The 24,269-nt window shown below is 69.0% G+C and carries 25 protein-coding genes; 12 read left to right on the forward strand and 13 right to left on the reverse strand.

Annotated features, from left to right (window positions below; translation table 11 throughout):
* Window positions 1-105: 105 nt before the first annotated feature.
* On the forward strand, window positions 106-897 hold the full coding sequence (locus ABCR94_RS03115; protein ID WP_347117394.1) for a VOC family protein: 792 nt from the start codon (window positions 106-108) through the stop codon (window positions 895-897).
* Between the two features lie 46 nt (window positions 898-943).
* Here the strand turns inward: ABCR94_RS03115 and ABCR94_RS03120 are convergent, their stop codons facing one another.
* The 4 genes from ABCR94_RS03120 to ABCR94_RS03135 are packed head-to-tail and all read right to left on the reverse strand — an operon-like array spanning window position 944 to window position 2,424.
* A complete protein-coding gene (locus ABCR94_RS03120) occupies window positions 944-1,129 on the reverse strand; it encodes a DUF397 domain-containing protein (RefSeq protein WP_347117395.1) in 186 nt (61 codons plus the stop codon).
* Window positions 1,130-1,133: 4 nt separating this feature from the next.
* A complete protein-coding gene (locus ABCR94_RS03125) occupies window positions 1,134-1,337 on the reverse strand; it encodes a DUF397 domain-containing protein (RefSeq protein WP_347117396.1) in 204 nt (67 codons plus the stop codon).
* Between the two features lie 4 nt (window positions 1,338-1,341).
* Window positions 1,342-1,539, reverse strand: a complete 198-nt coding sequence (locus ABCR94_RS03130; RefSeq protein ID WP_347117397.1) for a DUF397 domain-containing protein — start codon at window positions 1,537-1,539, stop codon at window positions 1,342-1,344.
* Window positions 1,540-1,542: 3 nt separating this feature from the next.
* The gene (locus ABCR94_RS03135; RefSeq protein WP_347117398.1) at window positions 1,543-2,424 is read right to left on the reverse strand and encodes a helix-turn-helix domain-containing protein; all 882 of its coding nucleotides are present in this window, start codon (window positions 2,422-2,424) and stop codon (window positions 1,543-1,545) included.
* 248 nt (window positions 2,425-2,672) lie between these two features.
* Between ABCR94_RS03135 and ABCR94_RS03140 the strand changes: the two genes are divergently transcribed.
* Window positions 2,673-3,116, forward strand: coding sequence for an ATP-binding protein (locus ABCR94_RS03140; RefSeq protein ID WP_347117399.1), 444 nt, complete (start codon window positions 2,673-2,675; stop codon window positions 3,114-3,116).
* Between the two features lie 99 nt (window positions 3,117-3,215).
* On the opposite strand, the gene ABCR94_RS03145 is transcribed toward ABCR94_RS03140, so the two are convergent.
* Window positions 3,216-3,977: a metallophosphoesterase family protein gene (locus tag ABCR94_RS03145; protein ID WP_347117400.1), complete on the reverse strand. Its 762-nt coding sequence runs from the start codon at window positions 3,975-3,977 to the stop codon at window positions 3,216-3,218.
* Window positions 3,978-4,155: 178 nt separating this feature from the next.
* Here ABCR94_RS03145 and ABCR94_RS03150 point away from each other — a divergent pair, with 178 nt between their 5' ends.
* Window positions 4,156-4,674, forward strand: a complete 519-nt coding sequence (locus tag ABCR94_RS03150; RefSeq protein WP_347117077.1) for a zinc ribbon domain-containing protein — start codon at window positions 4,156-4,158, stop codon at window positions 4,672-4,674.
* On the opposite strand, the gene ABCR94_RS03155 is transcribed toward ABCR94_RS03150, so the two are convergent.
* The 4 genes from ABCR94_RS03155 to pdhA all read right to left on the reverse strand — a co-directional run bounded on the left by ABCR94_RS03155 (window position 4,637) and on the right by pdhA (window position 9,434).
* On the reverse strand, window positions 4,637-5,422 hold the full coding sequence (locus tag ABCR94_RS03155; protein ID WP_347117076.1) for an IS5 family transposase: 786 nt from the start codon (window positions 5,420-5,422) through the stop codon (window positions 4,637-4,639). The two genes, ABCR94_RS03150 and ABCR94_RS03155, sit on opposite strands and share 38 nt — an antisense overlap.
* Window positions 5,423-5,821: 399 nt before the next feature.
* Window positions 5,822-7,243 (reverse strand): dihydrolipoamide acetyltransferase family protein, encoded by a 1,422-nt coding sequence (locus ABCR94_RS03160; RefSeq protein ID WP_347117401.1) that lies wholly within the window; start codon window positions 7,241-7,243, stop codon window positions 5,822-5,824.
* Between the two features lie 14 nt (window positions 7,244-7,257).
* Entirely contained in the window at window positions 7,258-8,238 is a 981-nt protein-coding gene (locus ABCR94_RS03165) for an alpha-ketoacid dehydrogenase subunit beta (RefSeq protein WP_347117402.1), read from the reverse strand.
* A gap of 2 nt (window positions 8,239-8,240) precedes the next feature.
* The gene (gene pdhA, locus ABCR94_RS03170; RefSeq protein ID WP_347117403.1) at window positions 8,241-9,434 is read right to left on the reverse strand and encodes a pyruvate dehydrogenase (acetyl-transferring) E1 component subunit alpha; all 1,194 of its coding nucleotides are present in this window, start codon (window positions 9,432-9,434) and stop codon (window positions 8,241-8,243) included.
* Window positions 9,435-9,758: 324 nt separating this feature from the next.
* Between pdhA and ABCR94_RS03175 the strand changes: the two genes are divergently transcribed.
* From ABCR94_RS03175 to ABCR94_RS03185, 3 genes are all read left to right on the forward strand, one after another.
* Complete coding sequence (locus ABCR94_RS03175; RefSeq protein WP_347117404.1) at window positions 9,759-10,430, forward strand: response regulator; 672 nt, start codon at window positions 9,759-9,761, stop codon at window positions 10,428-10,430.
* Window positions 10,431-10,570: 140 nt separating this feature from the next.
* The gene (locus tag ABCR94_RS03180) at window positions 10,571-11,002 is read left to right on the forward strand and encodes a pyridoxamine 5'-phosphate oxidase family protein (protein WP_347117405.1); all 432 of its coding nucleotides are present in this window, start codon (window positions 10,571-10,573) and stop codon (window positions 11,000-11,002) included.
* Between the two features lie 45 nt (window positions 11,003-11,047).
* The gene (locus ABCR94_RS03185; protein ID WP_521976441.1) at window positions 11,048-12,223 is read left to right on the forward strand and encodes a phosphotransferase; all 1,176 of its coding nucleotides are present in this window, start codon (window positions 11,048-11,050) and stop codon (window positions 12,221-12,223) included.
* A 14-nt stretch (window positions 12,224-12,237) separates the two neighbouring features.
* On the opposite strand, the gene ABCR94_RS03190 is transcribed toward ABCR94_RS03185, so the two are convergent.
* Window positions 12,238-13,869: a protein kinase domain-containing protein gene (locus ABCR94_RS03190; RefSeq protein WP_347117406.1), complete on the reverse strand. Its 1,632-nt coding sequence runs from the start codon at window positions 13,867-13,869 to the stop codon at window positions 12,238-12,240.
* 337 nt (window positions 13,870-14,206) lie between these two features.
* Here ABCR94_RS03190 and ABCR94_RS03195 point away from each other — a divergent pair, with 337 nt between their 5' ends.
* Window positions 14,207-15,964, forward strand: coding sequence for a protein kinase domain-containing protein (locus tag ABCR94_RS03195; protein WP_347117407.1), 1,758 nt, complete (start codon window positions 14,207-14,209; stop codon window positions 15,962-15,964).
* 162 nt (window positions 15,965-16,126) lie between these two features.
* Here ABCR94_RS03195 and ABCR94_RS03200 read toward each other — a convergent pair whose 3' ends face one another.
* The gene (locus ABCR94_RS03200) at window positions 16,127-16,489 is read right to left on the reverse strand and encodes a hypothetical protein (RefSeq protein WP_347117408.1); all 363 of its coding nucleotides are present in this window, start codon (window positions 16,487-16,489) and stop codon (window positions 16,127-16,129) included.
* 1 nt (window position 16,490) lies between these two features.
* Here ABCR94_RS03200 and ABCR94_RS03205 point away from each other — a divergent pair, with 1 nt between their 5' ends.
* From ABCR94_RS03205 to ABCR94_RS03225, 5 genes are all read left to right on the forward strand, one after another.
* Window positions 16,491-16,892: a hypothetical protein gene (locus ABCR94_RS03205; protein WP_347117409.1), complete on the forward strand. Its 402-nt coding sequence runs from the start codon at window positions 16,491-16,493 to the stop codon at window positions 16,890-16,892.
* A gap of 84 nt (window positions 16,893-16,976) precedes the next feature.
* Window positions 16,977-17,633 carry a PadR family transcriptional regulator gene (locus tag ABCR94_RS03210; RefSeq protein WP_347117410.1) on the forward strand — a complete coding sequence of 219 codons (657 nt, stop codon included), beginning with the start codon at window positions 16,977-16,979 and terminating at the stop codon, window positions 17,631-17,633.
* Window positions 17,634-17,752: 119 nt separating this feature from the next.
* Window positions 17,753-18,520, forward strand: a complete 768-nt coding sequence (locus ABCR94_RS03215; protein ID WP_347117411.1) for an ABC transporter ATP-binding protein — start codon at window positions 17,753-17,755, stop codon at window positions 18,518-18,520.
* Window positions 18,517-21,345 (forward strand): FtsX-like permease family protein, encoded by a 2,829-nt coding sequence (locus tag ABCR94_RS03220; RefSeq protein WP_347117412.1) that lies wholly within the window; start codon window positions 18,517-18,519, stop codon window positions 21,343-21,345. The genes ABCR94_RS03215 and ABCR94_RS03220 overlap by 4 nt, the downstream gene beginning before the upstream one ends.
* A 105-nt stretch (window positions 21,346-21,450) precedes the next feature.
* Window positions 21,451-21,990, forward strand: coding sequence for a bacterial proteasome activator family protein (locus tag ABCR94_RS03225; RefSeq protein ID WP_347117413.1), 540 nt, complete (start codon window positions 21,451-21,453; stop codon window positions 21,988-21,990).
* Window positions 21,991-22,101: 111 nt separating this feature from the next.
* Here the strand turns inward: ABCR94_RS03225 and ABCR94_RS03230 are convergent, their stop codons facing one another.
* Together ABCR94_RS03230 and ABCR94_RS03235 are read right to left on the reverse strand one after the other, a co-directional pair.
* Complete coding sequence (locus ABCR94_RS03230; protein ID WP_347117414.1) at window positions 22,102-23,085, reverse strand: NAD(P)H-quinone oxidoreductase; 984 nt, start codon at window positions 23,083-23,085, stop codon at window positions 22,102-22,104.
* A 99-nt stretch (window positions 23,086-23,184) separates the two neighbouring features.
* Window positions 23,185-24,252: a potassium channel family protein gene (locus ABCR94_RS03235; RefSeq protein WP_347118438.1), complete on the reverse strand. Its 1,068-nt coding sequence runs from the start codon at window positions 24,250-24,252 to the stop codon at window positions 23,185-23,187.
* Between the last annotated feature and the right edge of the window lie 17 nt (window positions 24,253-24,269).

The following is a 24,269-nucleotide window of genomic DNA, read 5'->3' on the forward strand; positions in this document are numbered from 1 at the left end:
GGCACCTGCCGCCATGACCGTTTTACCCACTTTCCCCGTGCAGGTCGGCCCTTACCTGACTACCGTGAAAGCAGGACAAAACTTCAACCGGGAAGAGTCAGAGTCATGGCCGTACAGACAGAAGGAACGCCCTGTTGGGCCGACGCCACCTTCGCCGACATGGAAGCCGCGAAGAGCTTCTACGGCGACGTACTGGGCTGGACCTTCGGCGAGAGTTCGCCGGAGTTCGGCAACTACACGCAGGCGTACTCGAACGGCAAGGCCGTGGCCGCCGTCGCACCCCCCATGCCCGGACAGGACGACAGCCCGTCGGGCTGGTGCCTGTACCTCGCATCGCCGGACGCCGCCGCCACCGCCCAGAAGGTCCGCGACAACGGCGGCGAAGTGCTGCTGGACCCGATGCAGGTCGGTGACTTCGGCACGATGCTGCTCGCCCGCGATCCCGGCGGCGCGGTCTTCGGCGTCTGGCAGGCGGACACCCACGAGGGCTTCGACGCGACCGGCGAGACGGGCGCGTACGCCTGGTCCGAGGTCTTCACCCGCGACCCGGCGAAGACGGACACGTTCTTCCCCGCCGTCTTCCCCTACACGGCGCGGCGGATGGTGGACGACGCCATCGACTTCAAGCTCTTCGACGTAGGCGACGCGACCGTCCTGGGCCGGATGGCGATGACGGACGACTTCCCGCCGGAGGTCCCGTCCTTCGTCATGGTGTACTTCGCGGTCGATGACTGCGACGCGGCGGTCGAGAAGGCGACGAAGCGCGGCGGGACGCTGCGGTTCGGGCCGATGGACAGCCCGTTCGGCCGATTCGCGGCGGTCACCGACCCGACGGGCGCGGCGTTCTCGGTGATCGACCTCACGACGACGAAGGGCGAGATGCCGAAGCTGTCGTGAACGGCGGGTGAGCTTTGCAACCGCAGCCCCCTGGACCGACCGTGCCTCAGCGCATCCCCGCCGCAATATGGGCCCCGAAAGCGGCCCATGCGGCGGGCGTGAGGAGGACCAGGGGGCCGGCGGGACGCTTTGAGTCGCGTACGGCTACGGTGCCGGGGATGTTGCGGGCTACCTCGACGCACTCGCTGGCGGTTGCGCTGTAGCTGGACTTGATGAAGCGGAATTCACGCACTGGATCATCCCCTCGTCGGCGCTTGGGCGATGTGCCGTTGGAACACGGACCAGGTGGCGGGCTTGAGCCGGATCAACGAACGGGTCAGGTTCCTGGAGTCGCGTACGGCGACGGTGCCAGGCACGTTGAGAGCGACTTCGACGCACTCCTGACCGGAATTGCCCCCACTGTGACTGGACTTGCGGAAGCGAAATTCCTGCGCCGGCACCAGATCATCCTCTTACTGGCGTTAGGGCGATATGCCGCTGGAACACGGACCAGACGGCGGGAGCAAAATGGATCAACGGACCGGACCGATCCTTGGAGTCGCGCACGGCGACAGTCCGGGGGATATTCAGGGCGACTTCGACGCACTCCTGCTCCGGTCCGCCACCGCTGTGGCTGGACTTCACGAAGTCGAACGTCTCCATGCCTCAAAGCTCCTTACGGATCTGTTCCATCAGCGCGAGGGACTTGCCCTGCGAAAGCCCCTGCCGCGTGATGCGGTCGAAGATGGCGTTGTGACGACGCGCGTCCTCTTCTGACTCCAGCCAGAGCGTAGTCGAGGTGGTATCCATGTGCACTACATCCATGGCGCTGGGCTCGGCGAACGAGACGATGGTGAACGCGCTGGTCATCCCCGGGTGCGCACCCGCCAAGGACGGCACGATCTGAAGACGGATGGTGGGCTTGCGTGCCACGTCCAGCAAGTGGCCGATCTGGTCCTTCATAACGGTCCGGCCGCCGACGAGTTGGCGCAACGCCCCCTCGTGCAGAACGCTCCAGAGTTGGAGTGGTTTCTCTCCACTCAGCCGCGCCTGCCGCGCCATCCGTGACTCGACAAACGGATCGATGTCCGCAAGGTCGCTCCAGCCACCGTCTCCCACAGCAAGCGCCGTGGCGTAGTCCGACGTCTGCAACAGCCCTGGCATGATGGCCAGTTGCCATGTGCGGATGCTCGTGGCGATGTCCTCAAGCGCCACGTACTCCATCATCGAGCGCAGCTCCGGGTACTGCTTCCACCAGCCGTTCGCCTTGCGGCGGTCCCGGTCCGTCTTGGCCAGCTCCAGCAGTCGGCCTATGACCCGCTCGTCCCGCTCCTCGTAGAGGTGGCACAGCGCCCGAATATCCGGGTCCCGCATCGGCACGAGCCCGCGCTCCATCTTCGCGACCTTGGCCACCGAAGCGGTCAGCGCTTCCGCTGCCGCGGCTTGCCGCAACCCGCGCCCTTCACGCATCCGCAGCAGTTCACCGCCGAGGCGACGGCCTAGAACCGTCGACACCGAAACTCCACGATCTGGATTCGCGCCAGTCATCCGCCCCTGCCTCCTGATGAGTTGCCACAGTTTGCTTCTTCACAGACAGCCGTCACAACTTCAGTGCTGAGAGAATTCTATGCAAGTAGAGCTTGCGCAACAGAGAACCACATCGCTACCTTCGGTACGCACCCGCTCACCGAGCGGAGCCGTACGGCGGAAGTGCACCGCTCCGCGCTGCGCGGAACGCGGCAGGGACACCGCCAACACCGTTGCGGCGCAAGGCCCGCACAAGGAGGTACGCGTCCATGACCAGCGCGAGCCCGTCCGACGTCGTCAGCTACGTCCCGTACACCCAGAACGTCTCCGTCGCCCGCCGCCGCGTAGCGCACGTCGTAGCAACGTGGGGGCATCCCGCGCTCGCCGGGGACGCCGCGCTCATCGCCGGAGAACTCGCGGCGAACGCGCTGCTGCACGGGTGCCTGCGGGACCGACTGTTCCGGGTCGAGGTCGGCGTGCTGGAGAAGGCGTTACGTATCGCCGTCACCGACCCGCGCGGCGAACGCCACCCGCAGCCGCGCCACGCGCTGGACGACGAGCAGTTTGGGCGCGGCCTCACCATCGTCGCGGCGCTCGCGGCCCGGTGGGGCGTGGAGCCTCTCACCGTGGGCAAGACGGTTTGGGCGGAGCTGGACCTCGTGCCCGGAGGCCGTGACTACACCGAGTTCGACCGGCTGCTCGGCATCGACTGACCGTCGTACTCATCGAGCGTGTGCCACCGTACGGGCACTCGGCGGACCCGCTCGCGCCCCGCACCTGTCCGATCGAGCACACACGTGAACGGACAGGCGTCACCGTGTGCGGTCGCGTCCGTCCCTCGGGGCGAAGGCTTCGAGGGCGTCTGCGTCGGTCGCGCGAGCATGCAGGAAATAGTCGGCCCACTCGGCACTTTCGGGGTAGGACGAGTCCTCGGTGACCTGTATCGCGGCAGCCTCGACGTCGAAGTGCGTGGTGCGCAGTTCGACGCCGGGGCCCACGACGGCCCAGTGGGCTCCGGTCCTTCCATAGGGCATGCCTACGCTGCCGGGGTTGACGACAAGGCGGCCGTGGGCGAGGCGGACGAACGGCATGTGGGTGTGGCCGCAGACCACGGTGCGGATGTCGGTGTCGAGCCCGCTGAAGACTTCCTTCCAGCGGTCGAGGGAAGAGTCGACCACGACGACCTCTTCATCGTCGCGGGGTGTGGCGTGGCAGAACAGCACCTTCCCCAAGCCACGCACGGACAGGCACCGTGATCGTGGCAGCGAGCCGAGGTGGTCGAGGTGGTCGTCACGGAGCTGTTCGGCTGCCCAGGGTGCGATCGGGTCGGGGATCGTGGAGCGTTGCCCCCGGCGGTATTCGAGGAGTTCGCGGTCGGCATTGCCGCTGATCCAGACGACACGCTCGCCGAGACCGATCAGCAGGTCAAGAACCTGGGTCGGCTGCGGGCCAGCGGTGATGTCGCCGGTCAGCACGATGTGATCGGCACTGTTGACGTCTGGTTCGGCAAGCACGGCCTCCAGGGCCGGCAGGACTCCATGAATATCGGACAGGACGGCTACTCGATTCAGCATGGTCACCACTGTTGGGTGAAGCAACCGAGAGGTGAAGTCTTTCGCCTGGCGCGAAGCTCACGCTAAGAAGCTGTTGCTAAAAGGGTCTTGAGGGTTGCGTTTCCGCTGGTCAGGTATGAAGTGGGCTGAGCGCGGAAGGGTTCGGGCGTCATGATTGTCCGAGCGTGGAGGTGCGGGGATGCCGTCGGTGAAAGGGCTGTTCGAGGAGCGGGAACGTGCGGCGAGGCAGCGGGTGGAACTGCTGCGCGAGGAGGCCGAGCGGGTCCTGGCCGCGCTGCGGGAGGCCGAGACGTTCTGGGAACGGAAGGTCGTCGCGTTGGAAGAGCTCGATGACGCCTTGAGCGTGGACCACGGGTCCGTGGCGGTCGAGGTGGGAGGGGAGTCGCGGCCCGACCCGTCGGTGACGGTGTCGGGTTCGATGGTGCCGCAATGGCGGGCGGACCTGTCGGCCTCCGCGCTCCCGCCGGACTATCAGCGCATCATCGGTGTTCTGGTCGGCCGGGAGGCCGGCGGGGCGGATGGTGACCGGTCGATGATCTGCAGGGAGATCGCCGGTGGGCTGGGCCTGGAGTTGGTGCCGGCGAAGGTGGAGGGGGTGCGGTCGAAGGCGAAGAAGATGGTGGCCCGTGGATGGCTGACCGAGGTGCGGGCGGGACGGTTCACGCTCGCGGACGGCCAGCGAGGCGACGGCTCATGACCATGGTCATCGACCACAGGATCATCGCTTCGGCGCTGACGGTCGTGGTCTCGAAGTCGCGGGCCAGACGGCGCGAGCGCATCAGCCAGCCGAAAGACCGTTCCACCACCCAGCGGCGGGGAAGGATCTTGAAGCCCTTGGTGTCGTCACTGCGCTTGACGACCTCCAGCACGATGTTCAGCGCCTTCGCCGCACCGGCGAGGACAGGGCCGGTATAGCCGCCGTCGGCCCAGATGAGACGGAGCCGGTGAAATCTCTTGCTCAGGAAGGGCAGGAGGGCCTGGAACGCGTCACGGTCACCGATGTCAGCAGGGGCGACGTGGACGCTCAGCAGCAGACCCAGGACGTCGGTCACAATGTGCCGACGCCTCCCGTTGATCTTCTTGTTTCCGTCGTAACCCCGTGAGGCGGCCGGAACGTTGGCGGCGGCCTTCACCGACTGTGAGTCCACGATTCCCGCGCTCGGCTCCACGTTCCTGCCCGCCCGCGCCCTCACCTGCTCGCGCAGCCGGTCGTGGAACTCCGCGATCAACCCCTGCTCCCGCCACCGGCGGAAGAACGCGTACACCCGCTCCCAGCAGGGGAAGTCTGCGGGCATCGCCCGCCACTTGACACCGTTGTCGACGACGTAGCGCACCGCGTCGACCATCTGCCGGTGGCAATAAGACTCCGGCCGGCCCGCCTGCTTGCCCAGCCACGCCGGGACCGGCAGCAACGGGCGCACCCGCGCCCACTCCGCGTCCGTCATGTCCGTCGGGTACCGACGCTCACGGCCGGGCTGATCGGCCGCGTTTCCGTACACGTGCGCGAGACAGTCACACGACCGCGCCGAACCACTGGCCACCGGCCCCATCGATGCGGTGAACTGGAACAACAGGGCCTCCTGGAAACGGTGATCTCGACAACCACTCGCTTCCAAGAGGCCCTGCTTTCATGCCCCGCCCCATGAAGATCACCTATCCGGGATCGACGCGAGGAACATCAGATCGACCGCCAGGCCACATGATCGATTGAACTACGGCTTCTAAGGCCAGGGCGGTCCCGGAACACAGATGCGGCGCCGAACAAAGTCGGCGCCGCATCTGTGTGGCCGTCAGGCCCAGGCAATCACACAGTCACGCAGTCACGCAGTCACGCAGTCACGCAGTCACGCCCAGGTGATCAGGCGCTTCGGCTGTTCCAGTATCGCTGCGACGTCCGCGAGGACCCGGGAGCCCAACTCGCCGTCCACCAGGCGGTGGTCGAAGGAGAGCGCGAGGGTCGTCACCTGGCGGGGCTTGACCTTGCCCTTGTGGACCCACGGCTGGAGCTTGATCGCACCGACCGCGAGGATCGCGGACTCGCCCAGGTTGAGGATCGGCGTGCCGGTGTCGATGCCGAAGACGCCGACGTTGGTGATGGTCACCGTGCCGCCCTGCATCGCCGCCGGTGACGTCTTGCCGTCGCGGGCCGTCGTCACCAACTCGCCCAGCGAAGCTGCCAGTTCGGGCAGCGTCTTGGCGTGCGCGTCCTTGATGTTCGGGACGATCAGGCCGCGCGGGGTGGCGGCGGCGATGCCCAGGTTCACGTAACTCTTGTGCACGATCTCCTGATTCGCCTCGTCCCAAGCCGCGTTGACATCCGGGTTGCGCCTGATGGCGACCAGCAGGGCCTTGGAGATGAGGAGCAGCGGGTTGACCCGCAGCCCGGTCATGTCCTTGTCGGCCTTCAGCTCCTCGACGAGCTTCATCGTGCGCGTCACGTCGAAGGTGACGAACTCGGTGACGTGCGGCGCGGTGAACGCGCTGTTCACCATGGCCGTCGCGATGGCCTTGCGTACGCCCTTGATGGGGGTACGGGTCTCCCGTGCGATCGAATTCGCGTCGACCACCACCGGCGTTGCTGCCACCGGCTCGGCGGCCGGCCGCACCTGCGGCGCCACCACAACCGCCGCGTGGACGTCGTCGCGGGTGACGATGCCGTCCGGGCCCGTCGGTGTGATCGTCGCGAGGTCGATGCCCAGGTCCTTGGCGAGCTTGCGGACCGGGGGCTTGGCCAGCGGACGGGACCCGGCGGGAGTCCCTGCGGAGGCACCGTGGCCGTTCATCTCCGCCTGGATCGCGGCAGCCACCTGCTGGGCCGGCTGCGCCTGTTCCGGAACAGCCGTGCCGTTGCCCTTGCGCGGGCGGCGCTTGGTGGATGCCTCGGACACGCCGTAGCCGACCAGGACCGGCGTACGGCCCTTGGGGGCTTCAGCCTCGGGGGCGGCCTCGGCCACCACCGGTTCAGGAGCAGCCGCCGGCAGCGCCGTGCCCGGTGCCACGTCGACGGTGATGATCACCTGGCCGACGTCGACCGTCACGCCCTCGCCGAAGCGCAGCTCGTGCACCACACCGTCGTACGGGATGGGGAGCTCGACGGCCGCCTTCGCGGTCTCGACCTCGCACACGACCTGGCCGTCGGTGACGGTGTCGCCCGGCTTGACGTACCACTTGAGGATCTCGGCCTCGGTGAGTCCCTCGCCCACGTCGGGCATCTTGAACTCACGGAAGCGCTGGGAGGTCTGGGAAGTTGGGGAAGTCTCAGTCATCGTCACGGCTCTCCTCAGTACGCAAGCGAGCGGTCGACGGCGTCGAGTACCCGGTCCAGGCCCGGCAGGTACTCGTCCTCCAGGCGGGCGGGCGGGTACGGGGCGTGGTAGCCGCCGACCCGCAGCACCGGCGCCTCCAGGTGGTAGAAGCACCGCTCCGTGATGCGGGCCGCGATCTCCGCGCCCGAACCGTAGAAGACCGGAGCCTCGTGCACCACCACCAGGCGGCGTGTCTTCTCCACCGACGTCTGGATCGTGTCGAAGTCGATGGGGGACATCGTGCGCAGGTCGAGGACTTCGAGGGACTTGCCCTCCTCGGCCGCGGCCGCCGCCGCCTCGACGCAGACCTTCACCATCGGACCGTACGCCGCGAGCGTCAGATCCGAACCCGCCCGGGTGACACGGGCCTTGTGGAGCGGGCCCGGGATGGCCTCGGTGTCGACCTCGCTCTTGTCCCAGTAGCGCCGCTTCGGCTCGAAGAAGATCACCGGGTCGTTGCTCTGGATGGCCTGCTGCATCATCCAGTACGCGTCGGACGAGTTGGACGGCGAGACCACCTTCAGGCCCGCGACGTGCGCGAAGAGCGCCTCGGGGGACTCGCTGTGGTGCTCGACCGCGCCGATGCCGCCGCCGTACGGAATGCGGATGACGACCGGCATCTTGATCTTGCCGAGCGAGCGGGCGTGCATCTTCGCGAGCTGCGTGACGATCTGGTCGTACGCGGGGAAGACAAACCCGTCGAACTGGATCTCCACGACCGGCCGGTAGCCGCGCAGCGCCAGTCCGATCGCCGTGCCGACGATGCCGGACTCGGCGAGTGGGGTGTCGATGACCCGGTCCTCGCCGAAGTCCTTCTGGAGGCCGTCGGTGACGCGGAAGACGCCGCCGAGCTTGCCGACGTCCTCACCCATGATCAGGACCTTGGGGTCGGTTTCGAGGGCCTTGCGCAGCGACTCGTTGATCGCTTTGGCGAGAGGCAACTTCGTTGCGGCCATGGTTAGTTGCCCTCCTCGGACGCATCGGACGCATCTGACGCAGAGCCCTCGGTGAAGGACGCCTGGTAGGCGAGGAACTGCGCGCGCTCCTCGTCGACGAGCGCGTGCCCGTCCGCGTAGACGTTCTCGAAGATCGCCAGCTGGTCGGGCTGGGGCATCGCCCGCACCGCCTCGCGGACCCGCTTGCCGAGCGTCTCGCTCTCGTCCTCAAGGCCGGCGAAGTACGCCTCGTCGGCCAAGCCCTCCTTCTCCAGGTACGCACGCACCCGCAGGATCGGGTCCTTCGCCACCCAGGCCTCGCGCTCCTCGTCCGCCCGGTACTTGGTCGGGTCGTCGGAGGTGGTGTGGGCGCCCATCCGGTACGTGAAGGCCTCGACCAGCGTCGGCCCCTCACCGCGGCGGGCGCGCTCCAGCGCCCAGCGGGTCACGGCCAGGCAGGCCAGGACGTCGTTGCCGTCGACGCGGACGCCGGGGAATCCGTAGCCCTGTGCGCGCTGGTAGAGCGGGACGCGCATCTGCTTCTCGGTGGGCTCGGAGATCGCCCACTGGTTGTTCTGGCAGAAGAAGACGACCGGGGCGTTGTAGACCGCGCCGAAGGTGAAAGCTTCCGCCACATCGCCCTGGCTGGACGCGCCGTCACCGAAGTACGCGATGACCGCGGAGTCCGCGCCGTCCTTGGCGACACCCATCGCGTAACCGGTCGCGTGCAGCGTCTGCGAGCCGATGACGATCGTGTACAGATGGAAATTGTTGGTGGTCGGGTCCCAGCCGCCGTGGTTCACACCACGGAACATGCCGAGCAGATTGGTCGGGTCGACCCCACGGCACCAGGCGACTCCGTGCTCGCGGTACGTCGGGAAGACGTAGTCGTCGTCGCGCAGGGCGCGGGCGGAGCCGATCTGGGCGGCCTCCTGGCCGAGCAGCGAGGCCCACAGGCCCAGCTCGCCCTGACGCTGGAGCGAGGTGGCCTCGGCGTCGAAACGACGCGTGAGGACCATGTCCCGGTACAGCGCGCGCAGCTCGTCCGCGCTCAGGTCGATCGCGTAGTCCGGGTGCTCGACCCGGACGCCCTCGGGCGTGAGCAGCTGTACGAGCTCGGGGTCCGTCCCGGTCTCGGCGGGCTGGGTTTTCTTGGCGCTGACGCGCTTGGTGCTGCTGCGTCGTGGCTTACGCGCGGCAGTGCTCTCCACGGTCACGTGCGTGCTCCTCCGTCTGTCCGGCCCCCGGGGTAGCCGGTGACCAGTGCGGCTCGCCTGTATCCGTCCTTGTGCACGGGGTGGGTGCGACTCGGCCGGGAACAGGCGTGACAGGTGCCCCGGCGAGCGCCCTGCCACAGGCACGTTACCCAGTGCTTCGCATAACTGCGAAACCCCTTTTGACCTGCGATTTTGCTTGGATTTCCAAGTAAATCGAGGAATTCGGGAACAACCACTGGTCACAGCCTTGCAGGCCGCCGGAACAACGGCACGTTATCCCGCGCACCAGCGGCACGGGAAGGGTTCGTGTGTGAGGATGACGGCGTGCGCGAAGATGGAAAAATCCAGGTATTTCTGGTTGACGACCACGAGGTCGTCCGCCGGGGCGTCCATGAGCTGCTCTCAGTCGAGGACGACATCGAGGTCGTCGGCGAGGCGGGAACAGCGGCAGAAGCCCTGGTCAGGATCCTTGCGACCCGTCCGGACGTGGCCGTTCTCGATGTACGCCTGCCCGACGGCAGCGGTGTGGAGGTCTGCCGCGAGGTCCGTTCGCAGAACGAGGACATCAAATGCCTGATGCTGACCTCGTACGCCGACGACGAAGCCCTTTTCGACGCAATTATGGCGGGCGCATCCGGTTACGTACTCAAGGCGATCCGCGGCAATGAGCTGCTAAACGCCGTCCGGGACGTCGCGGCCGGCAAGTCGCTGCTCGACCCGGTGGCCACCGCCCGCGTCCTGGAGCGGCTGCGCTCGGGCAACAGCCCCAAGAGCGACAGCAGGCTCGCGAACCTCACCGAGCAGGAGCGCAAGATCCTGGACCTGATCGGCGAGGGCCTGACCAACCGGGTGATCGGCGAGCGGCTGCATCTCGCCGAGAAGACGATCAAGAATTATGTCTCCAGCCTGCTCTCCAAGCTCGGCATGGAACGCCGCTCGCAGGCCGCCGCATATGTGGCGCGCAAGCAGGCGGAGGAGAGTCACTCGCACCGCTGAGGCAGTCGATCATGACGCAGGTGATGACGTAGGCGATGACACAGACGATGACACAGAGTTCCTGATCGTTATCACTGCGGGACTTTATTCGGGACTTACGTCCCTTCCGGGCGCCCGGAAGGTGCCGGAGAGTGAAGTCCATGCCTTCCGCGTCTTCCCCGTCCGAGGAACTCCACGCCATCGAACTCCTCCGCCGCGTCCCGTACGGCCGAGTCGCGACGAGCATGCGAGCCCTGCCGTGCCTGGCCGTCGCCAGGCACGTCGTGGTGGAGGGCCGGGTGCTGCTGCGCATGCACACCGGATTCGGCCACCACCAGGCCTGCAACGGCAGCGTGGTGGCGTACGGCGCGGACAATTTCAACTCCGGCGCCGACGAGCTGTGGTCCGTCCAATTCACCGGCACCGCCGAGGTCTTCGAGCCGACCAACGCCGAGCTCGAACTCTTCGGCTCCGGGCCGCTGTACGTCGACGGCCAGCTCTTCGATCCGGTCTATATGCGTATAGAACCGCAGTTCGTCACGGTGCACTCGCTGCACAGCACCCAGGAGCGACAGTTCGAGCACGCGCTGTGATCTAACATCTGGCGAGTGCCACGCTCATATGCACCCGCCGCGCCGCTGCCCGCAGCCGCATGCCCCGCAGCCTCCACCGCGTCCGCCAGGGCCCCGCTGCCGCCCGTACGCACCCTGCTGGGCCGCTATACGAACACCGGCGAGCCGCTGTCCTGCGAGCCCGTGGCACAGGGCCTGCTCAACCACGGCTACCGCCTCGCCACCACCCGGGGCGACTTCTTCCTCAAGCACCACCTCGACGGCGACCACGCCACCATCAGCCGCCAGCACCGCGCCACCCACCACCTCCAGGCCCTCGGCATCCCCGTCGCCCCGCCCGTCGAGGACGCCGAGGGCGGCACCGTGGCGGTGATCGGGGGTCGCTACTACGCGCTGCACCCGTGGGTCGACGGCCGGCACCGCGTCGGCGCCCAGCTCACGACGGTGGAATCGCGGCGGCTGGGCGCGCTGCTCGGCCTCGTCCACACCTGCCTCGACCTGGTGATGAGGGCGGAAGCGTGCCGGATCCCCGCAGGCGCCGATACGGCGGCGGGTTCCGCCTGCCCGGTGGGCCCCGCCCGGCCCGGGGGTTCCGCCCGGCCTGGAGCGCCCGCCCGGCTGGGCGTGCCCGCCGATCCGGCCGACCCCGCCGATCCGGCCGACCCCGCCGATCCGGCCGATCCGGCCGACACGTACGAGCTGATCGGCGAACTGCTGGCGCTGGCCCGCGGCCGGCTGCCCCGCCGCGCCTTCGACGTACTCGCCGAGCACCGTCTCCTGGAGCGCCGCGACCTGCTGGAGCGGCACGCCCACCGGCGGCCCCCGCCGGTCGCCGAGCCCGCCACCGGGTGGGTGCACGGCGACTTCCATCCGCTCAATCTGCTCTATCGCGGCGCCGAGCCCGCCGCGATCGTCGACTGGGACCGGCTCGCGGTGCAGCCGCGCGCGGAGGAGGCGGTGCGGGCCGCGGCGATCTTCTTCGTACGGCCCACCGGGGAGCTGGAGTTGGCGAAGGTACGCGCCTACGCACGCGCGTACCGGTCCGCCGCGGGGGCGGACGCGGCCGAACTGGCCGCCGCCGTACACCGGGTGTGGTGGGAGCGGCTCAACGACTTCTGGATACTGCGCTGGCGCTACCAGCTGCACGACCGCAGGGCCGACCCGCAGTTTCCTGCGGCGTCGGCCCTGGCGGTGTGGTGGACGAAGGAGTACGAGGCGGTGTGCGAGGCGTTCGCGGGGTGAGGCGGCCGGCCGGGTCAGCCGCCGGCGCCACCCTCGACCGTGCCGGGGTCGCCGGCCGCGCCCTCCGTGGTGCCCTCCGTGGTGCCCTCGGCCGTGCCGGGGTCACCGTTCGCACCTTCGTTGGTGTTGCCCTCGGTGGTGCCCTCGGTGGTGCCCTCGGTGGTGCCTTCGGTGGTGCCCTCGGTCGTGCCCTCGGTGGTGCTCGGCGGCGGGGTCGACGGGGTGCCGCTGGGCGTCTGCGACGGGGTGTTGCTGGGCTCGTCCGACGGCGTGTACGACGGCTTGTAGGTCGGGTCCTGCTGGTTTCCGCCGGTGGACGTGGAGTTGCCGGTGTCCGCCGAGGTCTCGTCGTCCGGGGGCGGCGAGGTCTTCTCGTCCGGCTTGGACGGGGTGCTGGAGATTGAGGGCGACTTGTCCGTGTCCGGGCTATTGGTCCCGGTATTGCTCACCTGGTTCAGCGCGTACGCGACGCCCGCGGCTATGGCGATGATCGCGAGCACCGCGAAGATCCACACCTTGCCCTTGCCGCTCTTGCGGCCACGGCCGCCGCGATTGCCGTCGTACGCCCCGTCGTCCGGGTTCATCGGCGGCAGCATCGAACCGCCGCCGGCCCGCAGCTGCGAGGTGTCGCCGTGGTTCGGGTGGCCGAGCGCGGTCGTCGCGTAGTTGCCGGCGGCGGGGGTGTTGCCGCCCTCGTGCATCGCGACGGGGCCGGTGTTCCACGTACCGGTGTGGCTGCCCTGCTCCTGGAGCATCGTCAGGCCGTACTGGATGAGCCCGCGCATCTCCTCCGCGCTCTGGAACCGGTCGTCCGGGTCCTTGGCGAGGGAGCGCATGACGAGCCCGTCGAGCTCGGGCGGCGCCACGTCCGACATCTCGGACGGCGGGACGGGGATGTCCTGAACGTGCTGGTAGACCACCGAGAGCGGCGTCTCACCGGTGAACGGGGGCCGCTGGGCGAGGAGTTCGTACAGCAGGCAGCCCGTCGCGTACAGGTCGCTGCGGTGGTCGACGGCCTTGCCGAGCGCCTGCTCGGGGGAAAGGTACTGGGGCGTGCCCATGACCATGCCGGTCTGCGTCATCGTGGCCTGCGCGCCGTGCAGGGCGCGGGCGATGCCGAAGTCCATGACCTTGACCGCGCCGCTGTCCGTGATGATCACGTTCGCGGGCTTGATGTCACGGTGCACGATGCCGTGCTGGTGGCTGTACGCGAGCGCTTCGAGCACGCCGGAAACGATGATCAGCGCCTGCTCGGGGCCCGGCGGCTCCGCGTGCATCAGCAGCTCGCGGATGGTGCGGCCCTCGACGAGCTCCATCACGATGTAGGGGACAACGGCCGAACCGACCTGGTCCTCGCCGGAGTCGTACACGGCGACAACGGCATGGTGATTGAGGCCGGCGACCGACTGTGCCTCACGGGTGAACCGGGCCTTGGACACCGGGTCCTCGGCCAGGTCGGAGCGCAGCAGCTTCACGGCGACGGTACGGCCGAGCCGTACGTCCTCGGCTGCGAAGACCTCGGCCATGCCGCCACGGCCGAGGCGGTGCGTCATCCGGTAGCGGCCGTCTCCGACCAGTCCGTGGTTGCCCCACGCTTCCGGCGCATCCGACACTCCGCCGCCGCTTCCCTCGGTCTCCGGGGCCATCAGTCCTCGCCGTCGTTTCTGTCCGCGTCCGCGGTGATCGTCTTGATGCTCCGCACGGTCCGCACGGTCCTCAGGGTCTGCACTGGTCTCAGGGTGCACCGCGACGTCACGCTACAGGCTCCGCGTGACGCTCAGTTTCGAGATGGCGAGCCATCAAACCTGTTGTCGCTGTACCCAAGCAAATTCCATGCCCGTCCTGTAACGCTTCCGAGACGCTTCTTGCGCGTACGGTCACGGAACGGGCACCTCGCTTGACGTGTCAGTGCCCTCGGGCAGACTTGGCCCGTAAATCACAGATCACCGCGGGGTTGCCGCGCGCCGAGGGGGAAGCACAGTCATGAGCCAGGACGGCGGACAGGGCCGCTACGCGGGCGGCTCGGTCGCGGGCGGGCGGTACCAACTGCGCGACCTGCTCGGAGAAGGCGGCATGGCGTCGGTGTACCTCGCGTACGACTCCGCGCTGGACCGGCAGGTCGCCATCAAGACCCTGCACACCGAGCTGGGGCGCGAGCAGTCGTTCCGTGAGCGCTTCCGGCGCGAGGCGCAGGCTGTGGCCAAGCTCTCCCACCCCAACATCGTCTCGGTGTTCGACACCGGCGAGGACACGCTGACCGAGGCCGGCGCCACCGAGGGCTCCGGCGAGGTCATGCCGTACATCGTCATGGAGTACGTCGAGGGGCAGCCGCTCGGCTCCGTGCTCCAGTCGGACATCACGCAGTACGGCGCGATGCCCGCCGACAAGGCGCTCAAGATCACGTCGGATGTGCTGGCCGCGCTGGAGACCAGCCACGAGATGGGCCTGGTCCACCGGGACATCAAGCCGGGCAACGTCATGATGAACAAGCGCAACGTCGTGAAGGTCATGGACTTCGGCATCGCGCGTGCCATGCAGTCCGGGGTCACGTCGATGACGCAGACCGGCATGGTCGTCGGCACCCCGCAGTACCTGTCGCCCGAGCAGGCCCTGGGCCGCGGGGTCGACGCGCGCAGCGACCTCTACTCGGTCGGCATCATGCTCTTCCAGCTGATCACCGGACGGCTGCCGTTCGACGCGGACTCCCCGCTGGCCATCGCGTACGCGCATGTCCAGGAGGAGCCGGTGGCCCCTTCGACGATCAACAGGTCCATCACGCCCGCGATCGACGCCCTCGTCGCACGGGCGCTGAAGAAGAACCCGAACGAGCGTTTCCCGAGCGCCGCAGCGATGCGCGAGGAGTGCGCGCGAGTGTCCGGCGCGGGCCAGACCGGCGGCGCGCCCGTCATCATCGGCGGCAGCGGTCCGGCGACCAGCGGCGCGGGCGTCGGGGCAGCGGTCTTCCCGCCGGTCGACCAGAGCGGCGGCTTCCCGCAGCAGGGCAACGTCCAGACGCCGTACCAGCCGGCGACGCCGAGCCCGTACGGTCCGCCCACCCCCGCGCCCACTCCGGGATACGGCTACCCGAGCCAGGCACCCCAGCACACCCCCGCGCCTTCGCCGTACGCGACGCACGGCTTGCAGCAGCAGGGCGGGCTTCAGCAGGGCGGGCAGGCGCCGTCTCCGTACACCATGTCGCCCACGATGCAGCAGAATTCGGGCGGTCGCGGCGGTCAGGGCGGCCAGGGTGGTGGCAGTCACGGCGGGGGCAGCGGCGGCGGTCGGAACATGCCGGTGATCGTCGGGTCGGTCGTGGTGGCGCTGCTGGCCGTCGGCGGCCTGATCACGGCGCTCGCGCTCAACGGGAACAACGAGAAGGACCCCGACATCAGCGCCGACCCGAGCCGGAGCGCAACCGTGGACGCGGGCAGGGACGTCGAGCCGGGCCACCGGCCTCCGGACCGCGACAGGACCATGAAGACCACGGAGTGCTCCCCCGGCACGGAGTCCGCCACCGACGCGGCCCAGGTGGAGCTGCCGAGCTTTGTCTACAAGGACCTCCGCTCGGTGAAGCTGTGCCTCCAGGCGGCGGGCTGGAAGATCAAGGAACTGAAGGTCGACGACCCCACCTGGGGTGAGGACATCGTGGTCAGCCAGTACCCCAAGGAAGACACGAGCGTGGATCCGAAGAACCTCACGGTCGAGCTGGAGATCTCCACGGGGAATCCGCCCCAGGGGTAGCCGGAGCCGATTGGCCCTTCCCTGCCTACGTCTCTCTAAATCTCTTTCACCTCTCGACCTCTCGACCCCTTTCATACCCCTTTCGTGTGGCCTGGGGTGCCGGAAATGTGCGGGCATGTGACGCTGAGTCTGATATTTCGTCCAGTGCGGCTATCAGCTGGCTCAGCGGTCCGGTGCATTCCGGTACGGGAGGCGACGTCCCATGGCTCCGAGGCTCCGCCCACGGCGCATGGCGGTCCGGCCGGCGGTGCTCGGGGCCCTGCTGGGGGCGCTCCTGCTGCCGATGAGCGGCGCATACGCCGATGAGCGCGCGCCCGGCGCCTCCGCAGAACCCCGGTCCCGGCCGAGCGCCAGTACCGACGCGCGGGACCGGTCGGCCGCCACGGCTTCGCCGTCCCCCGACGGGCTGGCGGGCCGGACGGCCGGGGAGGGGCGCCCACGGCCGGGGCGGACGCCGACCGTGACACCGAGCGCGAGTGCGGCGGCGATCCCGAGCGGCAGCGCGAGCACGAGGAGGGAATCCACGGTGGGACCCTCCGAATCTGCTTCCGAATCTGCTTCCGATTCCGATCCCGATTCCGGATCCGCCTCCACTTCGGCCTCTCCGTCCGCGTCTCCGTCCGCGTCTCCGTCCGCGTCTCCGTCGGTTTCTTCATCCGTTTCCTCGTCCGCGACCGGCTCGCCCAGCGCCGCCCCCGTCCTCCCTGAGTCGTACGTTCCCGAGGCCCCGCGCGGGGTCGAGAAGGAGGCGGAGCGCGAGCCGCCGGCCAGCCCCACCCACACGGCGGCGGCAGGCGCGCGCAAGGCCTCGGATCAGGCCGTCGACCAGCCCGCCGCACTGGGCATCCATGTGCTGCCGCTGGGCGCGGGTGTCGCGCTGGTCGGGCTCGGTGTGGGGTTCCTCGGGTTGCGGCTGAGGCGCACCTGACCCCCCTCCTCCCCCTCAGGACCTACCCGCGAGGTCCGCCTGAAGAAGGTTGCTCCGGACGCATACTCGGTATACATACTGAGTATGTCGATTCGCCACGGGCTACTCGCCCTCCTTGAGCAAGGCTCCCGTTACGGGTCTCAGCTCCGTACCGAGTTCGAGTCCCGCACCGGCTCGACCTGGCCGCTCAACGTCGGGCAGGTCTATACGACCCTCAACCGCCTGGAGCGCGACGGCATGGTCGCCCAGGGCGGCGAGGACGATGCGGGCCACCCGCTGTACACGATCACGGACGTGGGCCGGAGCGAGCTGAAGAGCTGGTTCGAGCGGCCCGTGGACCGCGCCAGCCCACCGCGCAACGAGCTCGCCATCAAGCTCGCCATGGCCGTCGGCGCGCCCGGGGTCGACATCCGGGCCGTCATCCAGGCGCAGCGCCACGCGACGCTCCAGGCGATGCAGGACTACACCCGCCTCAAGGCACAGGCGCTGCTCGCGGTCGAGAGCGGTGACGTCGACCGGGAGCGCGACGACCTCGCCTGGCTGCTCGTCCTGGAACAGCTGATCTTCCAGTCCGAGGCCGAGGCGCGCTGGCTCGACCACTCCGAGTCCCGACTCGCCAGGCTCTCCGCGACGTCCGCGCTGAGGGCCAGGAACGCCCGGGCCGCGCCGACGGCAGGCCCGCCGGAGCCGACGGGCCATGTGGACCCGGCCCCGGCCACGGCCCGTAGCACCCGCCGATAGAGCGACGTAACGCGTCGCGCGTCGCGCATCACCCATCACGCCAAGCCAGTCGTCCTTGCAGTCCTTCCCATCCGTCTTGCAGTCCTTCCTACCTATCCGTCCCCAGGGGGAACGTCTCCATGCTCGACCAACCTCAGCAGTCACAGCAGACCCGGCAGGCCCAGCAGCCTGTGCTGCAACTACAGCAGCTGACCCGCGTCCACGGCAGCGGCGCCACCGAGGTGCACGCCCTGCGCGGCGTCGACCTCTCCGTCTTCCCCGGTGAACTCGTCGCCGTCATGGGCCCGTCGGGCTCCGGCAAGTCCACGCTGCTCACCATCGCGGGCGGGCTGGACCACCCCACCTCGGGGAAGGTCCTGGTCGAAGGCACGGACATCACGACCATCAGCCGCAAGGAAATCGCCGCCATGCGCCGCCGCAGCATCGGCTACGTCTTCCAGGACTACAACCTCATCCCGGCCCTCACCGCCGCCGAGAACGTCGCCCTGCCCCGCGAGTTGGACGGCATATCGGCCCGCAAGGCCCGGGTGTCCGCCGTCGCCGCACTGGAGGAGATGGGTCTGAGCGAACTCGCCGACCGATTCCCCGACGAGATGTCCGGCGGCCAGCAGCAGCGCGTCGCCATCGCCCGCGCCCTGGTGGGCGACCGTCGCCTCGTCCTCGCCGACGAGCCGACCGGCGCCCTGGACTCCGAGACGGGCGAGTCCGTGCTCGCCCTGCTGCGGGCCCGCTGCGACGCCGGCGCGGCCGGTGTACTCGTCACCCACGAGCCGCGCTTCGCGGCCTGGGCGGACCGCGTCGTCTTCCTGCGCGACGGGTCCGTCGTCGACGAGACCCTGCGCAGCCAGGCCGACTCGCTGCTCTCCGGGCAGGCGGCCGCAAAGTGAACCGCTCGTACCACGCCTGGCGCGCCGCGGTCCGTATCGCCCGCCGCGACGCCTGGCGCTTCAAGGGCCGCAGCACCCTCGTCCTCGCCATGATCGCCCTGCCGATCCTCGGGGTGAGCGCCGCCGATCTGACGCTGCGCAGCGCCGAACTGTCCACCGAGCAGAAGATGGAGCGCCTCATCGGCGCCGCAGACGCCCAGCTGAAGGACCCGGGCATGGGCGGAGTGCCCATGCACCAGTCCCCGGACAGCCAAAACACCATCCCGGTGGGCAACTTCGACGACAAGCCCTGGCCCGAAGGTCCTGGTGACATCAAGGGGGCTATCCCGGCCGGCGCCAAGACGCTCAAGGACACCTCCGGCAGCGGCAAGCTGCGCACCGAGCACGGCCTGCTGAGCACCGACATCCGTGAGCTGGCCGCAGCCGACCCGCTGGCCAAGGGCTTGATGCCCCTCAATAGTGGCCGGTTCCCCGAAAAGGCCGGGGAGATCGCCGCGACCAGCCACTTCCTGGAGTCCAGCGGACTCAAGATCGGCTCCACGCTCACCGCTCGCGGGCTCGACACCACGTTCCGGATCGTGGGTGAGTACGAGCTCCCCAACGACTTGGAGGCCGACGAGGTCAACGCCCTTCCCGGCACGTTCCTGGCACCGCTCGACAAGGCCCTGAAGGCCGACGACCAGCCCAGCACGGGGGCAACCAGCACCTACCTGGTCGGGGTCGGCGGCGACGGTTTCACGTGGAACATGGTCAAGAAGACCAACGCCCAAGGGATCACGGTCATTTCGCGGGCCACATCCCTCAACCCGCCCGCCGACTCCGAGGTCCCGCTGTACCAGCGGAAGGATTGGGTCGACTTCGAGGGGAGCGGCGACCAGGCCACGACGATCGCCGGGGTCAGCACCGTCGTCGGCCTCGCCATGCTGGAGATCTGCCTGCTGGCAGGACCCGCGTTCGCGGTCGGCGCCCGGCGCTCCAGCCGCCAGCTCGGCCTGGTCGGCGCCAACGGCGGCGACCGCCGCCACATCCGCGCCATCGTGCTCGCCGGCGGCCTGGTCATCGGCGCCGCCGCTGCCGTGGTCGGCACCGCGCTCGGCCTGCTCCTCACCTTCGCGCTGCGACCGCTGCTCGAGGACTACATGGGCAGGCGGTTCGGCAGCTTCGACGTCCGCCCGCTGGAACTCTTCGGCATCGGCCTGCTCGCCGTCGTCACCGGCCTGCTCGCCGCGATCGTCCCGGCCATCACCTCGTCCCGGCAGACCGTACTGGCCGCCCTCACCGGCCGTCGGGGCGTACGCCGATCCAGCCGCGTCCTGCCGGTCATCGGCCTGAGCGCGACGGGTCTGGGCGTCGCCATCACCCTCTTCGGCGCCACGTCCACCGACAGCGTTGTCGTCGTCGCGGGCGGCAGCGCACTCGCCGAACTCGGCATCGTCGCGCTCACCCCGGCCCTGGTCGGTCTCTTCGGCAAAATCGGCGGCCGGCTGCCGCTGTCACCGCGGCTCGCCCTGCGCGACGCCGTGCGCAACCGGGGCCGTACGGCCCCCGCCGTGGCCGCGGTGCTCGCCGCCGTCGCGGGCACGGTCGCCGTCGCGACGTACGCCGCCAGTGACGACGCACAGCAGCGCGCCGCGTACGAGGCTCAACTGCCTCCCGGTGCGGTCTCCTTCCAGAACACGGAGGCCGGTGGCCGCGATGTCCCGGCCATCCGTACCGCCGTGCAGAAGAACTACCCCGTTGGCGTACGCGCCGATGTGGACCGGATCGTCGTGGGCAGGCCCAGCTGCGAGGAGTTCAGCACCGCGAAGGGCTGCGGGCGCTCCGAGTTGGTCATACCCAAGGCCAACGTCTGCGCCCTCTGGGGCATCGACTCGGACAAGATCCCACCGGCCGAGCGCCGCAAGCTGAGCGAGGACTGGCGCTGCAAGGAGAGCAAGTACTACTCCGCGCAGGAAGTGGTCGTCGCCAACGAGAAGCTTCTTTCCGCGCTCGCGATCAACGACCCGGCGTCCGTCAGCGCGCTCAAGAGCGGCAAGGCCGTCGCCTTCGACCACCGCAATGTCGAGAAGGGGAAGATCGGCATCAAGCTGATCACCGACCCCACGAAGGCCGATCTGCTCGCCGAGAAGGGCAAGGAGGCACCGGGCAAGGTCAAGTCGTTCCCCGTGCACCAGGGCGCCAAGTCCGAGGGGGCGTACGGCATCAAGGTCGTGCTGCCGCCATCGGCCGTGAAGGCCGCCGGGCTCGCCACCGTCCCCTCCGGTGCGTACTTCTCGACGGACAAGCTGCCGAACAGCACCCAGGTGCAGAAGCTCAACGCGGCAGTGGACCAGCTCGGCGCCGACACCGAGGTGTACGTCGAAAAGGGCTACACCGGCGACAGCAGCATCATCCTGCTGTCCCTGACCATCTTCGCCGGACTGGTCACCATCGGTGCGGCCGGCATCGCCACGGGCCTCGCCCAGACCGACGCCGAACCCGACCTGAAGACGCTCGCAGCGGTCGGCGCACCCCCGCGGGTACGCAGGACGTTGAGCGGTTTCCAGTGCGGGGTGGTTGCCGCGATGGGCGTGATCCTCGGCTCGGCGGCGGGCGTACTGCCCGCGATCGGGTTGCGGCTGACCGAGGAACGCCACGCGCTGAAGTTGTACAAGGAAGCCCTGGACCAGGGCTTCAGCTACATGAGCGACGTGCCGTACGTCCCGATCGTCATCCCGTGGGAGACCCTCGCGGCGCTGCTCGTCCTCGTCCCGGTGGGTGCGGCGCTCCTCGCGGCGCTCGTCACCAGGTCCCGCACCGCCGTGTCGCGGCGCGCGGAGGCGTGAGCGCGGGCTGAGCCGGACGGTTGTTCCGTGCCCCCGTACAGGGTGGATCACCTCTGTACGGGGGCACACCGTGTTCACAACCAGGTGTGCGAGAGAATGGGCAGCATGGAGATGCCGAGGAGTGAACGGTCGCAGGAGAGCCCCCAGGTTCTTGTCATGGGACAGGACGGAATGGCTTTCGGCGGCGGCGGTGACGAGTCGCGCGAGGTCCCAGTGACAGAGATGGTCGAACAGCCCGCGAAAGTCATGCGCATCGGCAGCATGATCAAGCAGCTTCTGGAGGAAGTCCGAGCAGCTCCCCTTGACGAGGCGAGCCGAGTACGACTCAAGAACATTCATGCCAGCTCGGTGAAGGAGCTGGAGGACGGTCTGGCGCCGGAGCTCGTCGAGGAACTGGAGCGGCTGTCGCTGCCCTTCACCGACGAGGCCATCCCTTCCGAGGCGGAACTGCGCATCGCGCAGGCCCAGTTGGTGGGCTGGCTCGAAGGCCTCTTCCACGGCATCCAGACCGCGCTGTTCGCCCAGCAAATGGCGGCGCGGGCCCAGCTGGAGCAGATGCGGCGCGCACTGCCGCCGGGGTCGAGCCACGAGGACGACGACCATGACGGCAGCCACGGCCCGGTCCGCTCAGGCCCGTATCTGTAGCCCCAACCGTGTAGCAGCGACGGCGTGAGGCCCGGCCCGCAGACTACGGGCCGGGCCTCACGCCGTCGCGTGTTCGCGGCTGAGCGACTTCGTGCCTACGCGACTTCGTGCCTACGCGCCCGCGGTCAGCAGGATCTTGCCGATGTGGTCGCCCGTGTCCAGCGCGCGATGGGCCTGCGCGGCATCGGACAGGGGCAGCACCTGGTCCACGACGGGGCGGACCCGGCCCGCACCGATCAGCGGCCACACATGCTCGCGTACCGCCGCGACGATCGCAGCCTTCTCACCCAGCGGCCGGCCCCGCAGCGATGTCGCCGTGATGGCTGCCCGCTTCTTCAGCAGCGCACTGAGGTTGAGCTCACCCTTCAGACCGCCCTGCAGGCCGATGATCGCGAGACGGCCGTTGACGGCGAGCGCCTTCACGTTCCGGTCCAGGTACTTCGCGCCGATGATGTCGAGGATGACGTCCGCGCCGGCCCCGTCCGTGGCCTTGCGGAGCTCCTGGACGAAGTCCTGCTCGCGGTAGTCGATGAGGATGTCGGCGCCCAGCTCGGCGCAGCGGGCCAGCTTGTCCGGACCGCCCGCCGTGACCGCGACCCGCGCCCCGACCGCCTTGGCGAGCTGGATCGCCATCGTGCCGATGCCACTCGCGCCGCCGTGCACCAGCAGCGTCTCGCCGGGCCGCAGGTGGGCGATCATGAAGACGTTCGACCAGACCGTCGAAGTGACCTCGGGCAGGGCCGCCGCCGTGACGAGGTCCACACCCTCCGGTACGGGCAGCAGCTGCCCCGCCGGGACCGCGACCTTCTCGGCGTATCCACCGCCGCTCAGCAGGGCGCACACCTCATCACCGACGGACCAGCCCGAGACGCCGGGACCCAGCGCCGCGATCCGGCCCGAGCATTCGAGTCCGGGGTACGGCGAGGAGCCGGGCGGCGGGTCGTAGAAGCCCTGGCGCTGCAGCAGGTCGGCTCGGTTGACGGCGCTCGCCGCGACCTCGACGAGGACCTCTCCCTCGCCGGGAACGGGGTCGGGGACCTCGGCCCACACGAGTGCCTCGGGGCCACCGGGTTCAGGAATCGTGATCGCATACATGGCCGCGAGGCTACTCCGCGCTCTTGCGGACCACCTCGCGAACGTCCCCCGAACACCCCTCGATCCATCCCCCGGCGGCTCAGGCCGCCAGGGGGGCCGTCATCCGGACGTCATCCGGGCAGGCGCGCCCTCGTCCGTGGGCGCGGCGCGCACGATGGCGATCAGCCGGTCCGTGAGTTGAAGCGGGCTGGCCGCCGGGTCGTCGTAACCGAGCAACCGGTGCCCGCGCAACACGCTGACCACCAGGTCGTCGGTCTCCCGCACGCTGCGCCCCACCTCGGCCTTTATCACCGGTCGCTCGATGAGGTCGAGGCCGGATCCCTGGTGGATCAGGTCCTCCATCACGGTGCCGGCGGTGGGGCTGAGGACGGACAGGCCCAGCAGCCGGCCGGCCGCACTCGCGCTGGTGATCACCGCGTCGGCGCCGGACTGGCGCAGCAGCGGCGCGTTCTCCTCCTCGCGGACCGCGGCGACGATCTTCGCGCCCCGGTTGAGCTGGCGCGCGGTGAGCGTGACGAGCACCGCCGTGTCATCGCGCTGGGTGGCGATGACGATCTGGCGGGCCTTCTGCAACTCGGCGCGCAGCAGTACGTCACTGCGGGTCGCGTCGCCCAGAACGCCCACGAAGCCTTCGGCATTGGCCGCCTCGATGACCTTCGCGCTCGGGTCGACGATGACGATCTGTTCCTTCTTCAGCCCCGTTGCGGCGAGGGTCTGCATCGCAGAACGGCCCTTTGTGCCGAAACCGACGATGACGGTGTGTTCACGCAACTGAGCCCTCCAGCGTTTCAGCCGCCACTCCTCCCGGGTCCGTTCGGTGAGGACCTCAAGGGTGGTGCCGACCAGGATGATCAGGAAGAGCACCCGCAACGGCGTCACCAACAGCACGTTCATGAGCCTGGCGGAGTCGCTGTACGGGACGATGTCGCCGTAACCCGTCGTGGAGAGGGTCACGGTGGCGTAGTAGACGGCGTCGAGGAAGTCGACGTGGGTATCGGAGTTGTCGTGATAGCCGCTGTTGTCGACATAGACGATGAACACCGTCGACGCCAGGACGAGCATCGCCATCACCAGCCGCTTGCCGACCTGACGAAGAGGCCGGTCGACGATACGGCGCGGAAGCCGGATTCGGCTGGTGACCAGATGCTCGTCGGCGTGCCTGGCCATCGCATCGTGGCCGGGAA

Source organism: Streptomyces changchenzhani (assembly GCF_039766235.1).
Classification (GTDB): domain Bacteria; phylum Actinomycetota; class Actinomycetes; order Streptomycetales; family Streptomycetaceae; genus Streptomyces.